The 2,536-nt window shown below is 72.7% G+C and carries 4 protein-coding genes; 2 read left to right on the top strand and 2 right to left on the bottom strand.

All coding sequences use genetic code 11. The annotated features are described in order from the left end of the window. Together GT042_RS05525 and GT042_RS05520 are read right to left on the bottom strand one after the other, a co-directional pair. Positions 1–333: DUF4439 domain-containing protein (locus GT042_RS05525; RefSeq protein ID WP_161307573.1), on the bottom strand; the 333-nt coding region annotated here is incomplete at its 3' end. Then, positions 330–824 (bottom strand): hypothetical protein, encoded by a 495-nt coding sequence (locus GT042_RS05520; protein ID WP_161307572.1) that lies wholly within the window; start codon positions 822–824, stop codon positions 330–332. The genes GT042_RS05525 and GT042_RS05520, both read right to left, overlap by 4 nt. A 150-nt stretch (positions 825–974) precedes the next feature. Here GT042_RS05520 and rimP point away from each other — a divergent pair, with 150 nt between their 5' ends. Continuing rightward, positions 975–1,472, top strand: coding sequence for a ribosome maturation factor RimP (gene rimP / locus GT042_RS05515; protein WP_161307571.1), 498 nt, complete (start codon positions 975–977; stop codon positions 1,470–1,472). Between the two features lie 2 nt (positions 1,473–1,474). Continuing rightward, positions 1,475–2,536: transcription termination factor NusA (nusA, locus tag GT042_RS05510; RefSeq protein ID WP_161307570.1), on the top strand; the 1,062-nt coding region annotated here is incomplete at its 3' end.

Below are 2,536 nucleotides of genomic sequence, written 5' to 3'. Positions count from 1 at the left end.
CTCCCGCCGCGTGGGGCCCTCCGAGGCCCGCACCAGGTCGGAGTAGACGTCCGCGACCCGGTCCTCCAGCTCGGCGGCGAGGCGGACGGCCGCGGCCCGGTCGGGGACCGCGAACGGCAGAGCGTACGCGGCCGCCGCCACGGCGGGCTCACCGCCCAGGTCACGCACCGTCCTGGCGAGCGCGTCCCGGCGGGCCCGGTGCGCGGCGTACGCGGCGGTGGCCTCGGCGCCGCGGTCCTTGCCGACCCGGGCGCCGACGATCCCGTACCCGTACACGGCGGCGTGCTCCGCCGCCAGCGCCGCCTGTGTGGCGTCCAGCCTGCCGGTGCTCACGAGACGGAACCTTTCGTCAGCAGGTAGACGTGCGTGGCGCCGGCCGCCGCCAGCGAGGCGAGGAGACGGGCCAGTTCGGGAGGCGCGTCCAGCAGAGCGGCGGCGTGCGCGTCGGCGGTACGGCGCTCCGCCGCGACCAGTGCCTTCACCGCGTCGGCGGGATCGTCCGCGATGGCGAGCGCCCCCGCCGCCGTGGCGGACACCGAGGGGGACGGAGAAGGGGAGGCGGCGGGTGCCGGGGCGAGTGCCTTCACGTGCGCCGCCACCGCCGTACGCAGCGGCGTCAGCGCGCCCGCCAGGTCCGGATGCCGGCCCAGGACCGCGTCGTACTCGACCAGCAGCGCCCTGCTGTCCCGCGCGGCACGCAGGCGCCGGGTGTCCTCCGCCCTCTTCACCGCCGCCGGGCCGGGACCCTCCGAGGAGCAGGCGGTCAGCAGGCCCGCTCCTCCGGCGATGAGGGCATGCCTGCGTGTTGTCCCCGTGCGCCCCACGCGTCTCTCCTCGGGCTCGCGATGATCACCGCAGGCGAGCGTACCCGCGGGTCACCCGTCGGTGGACGGCAACACCCCTCGGGACCGGATACCCTTTGATCTGACACACGACGATCCCACAACAGCACACGCGGCCGAGGAGTCACCCGGATGAGCACCACCGAGAGCGAGAGGCTGCGCGTACTGCTGGAGCCGCTCGTCAGCGCGAAGGACCTCGATCTGGAAGAGGTCGAGGTGGCCCGGGCCGGCCGGCGTCGTGTGCTGAGGGTCGTGGTCGACTCCGACGAGGGTGTGGACCTCGACGCGTGCGCCGAGCTGAGCCGTGACATCTCCGACGAGCTCGACGAGACCGACGCCATGGGCGAGGGCGAGTACCAGCTCGAAGTGACCTCCCCGGGTGCCGAGCGACCGCTGACCGAGCGCCGCCACTACGTGCGCGCCGTCGGCAGGCTCGCCCGGTTCCAGCTGGACGAGGGCGACGAGTTCGTCGCGCGCATCCTCACCGTGGACGACGAAGGACTCGACCTCGAAGTGCCGGGTGTGAAGGGGCGCAGACCCACCGCCCGGCGCGCCGAGTTCGCGCGGATCGCCAAGGCGCGCGTGGAGCTCGAGTTCAACCGCAAGGACAAGAAGGAAGAGGAGGCGTAGCCGTGGACATCGATGTGAAGCTCCTGAAGGGCTTGGCACAGGAGAAGGAGATCGCCTTCGACCTGCTGGTCGAGGCGATCGAGTCGGCCCTCCTCATCGCCTACCACCGCACCGACGGCAGCCGCCGCCAGGCCCGGGTCGTGCTGAGCCGGGACAACGGCCACGTCACGGTGTGGGCCAAGGAGGACCCGGCGGACCTGGAGGAGGGGCAGGAGGCCAGGGAGTTCGACGACACCCCGTCGGACTTCGGCCGGATCGCCGCCACCACCGCCCGCCAGGTCATCCAGCAGCGCCTGCGGGACGCCGAGAACGACGTCACCTTCGGCGAGTACGCACGCCGCGAGGGCGATGTCGTCGCCGGCATGGTCCAGCAGGGCAAGGACCCCAAGAACGTCCTGGTCCGGCTGGACGACAAGATGGAAGCCATCCTCCCCGTACAGGAGCAGGTCCCGGGCGAGCAGTACACCCACGGCCTGCGGCTGCGCACGTACGTCGTCCGGGTGGTCAAGGGGGTACGGGGGCCGTCGGTGACGCTGTCCCGTACGCACCCCAACCTCGTGCGCAAGCTCTTCGCGCTGGAGGTCCCCGAGATCGCCGACGGCTCCGTCGTCATCGAGGCGATCGCCCGCGAGGCCGGCCACCGTACGAAGATCGCCGTCCGGTCGACACGATCCGGTCTCAATGCCAAGGGCGCCTGCATCGGCCCGATGGGCGCCCGGGTCCGCAACGTCATGGCCGAACTGCTCGGCGAGAAGATCGACATCGTGGACTGGTCGGACGACCCGGCGGAGATGGTGGCCAACGCCCTGTCGCCCGCCCGGGTCAGCAAGGTCGAGGTCGTCGACCTCGGCGCCCGCTCCGCGCGGGTGACCGTACCGGACTACCAGCTGTCCCTGGCGATCGGCAAGGAAGGGCAGAACGCCCGCCTGGCCGCCCGTCTCACCGGCTGGCGCATCGACATCCGGCCGGACACGGAGGAGCCGAGCGAGAGCGACGCCGAGACCGACCGGGGCCGCGACCGCGGCGGCGACTGGGACCGCGAGCGCGACGGCGGACCCGACCGG

This window comes from Streptomyces sp. SID3212 (assembly GCF_009865405.1).
In the GTDB taxonomy this organism is placed as follows: Bacteria; Actinomycetota; Actinomycetes; order Streptomycetales; family Streptomycetaceae; genus Streptomyces.
The sequence above is the reverse complement of the archived record's forward strand: the minus strand, read 5'-3'. Positions and strand labels throughout refer to the sequence as shown.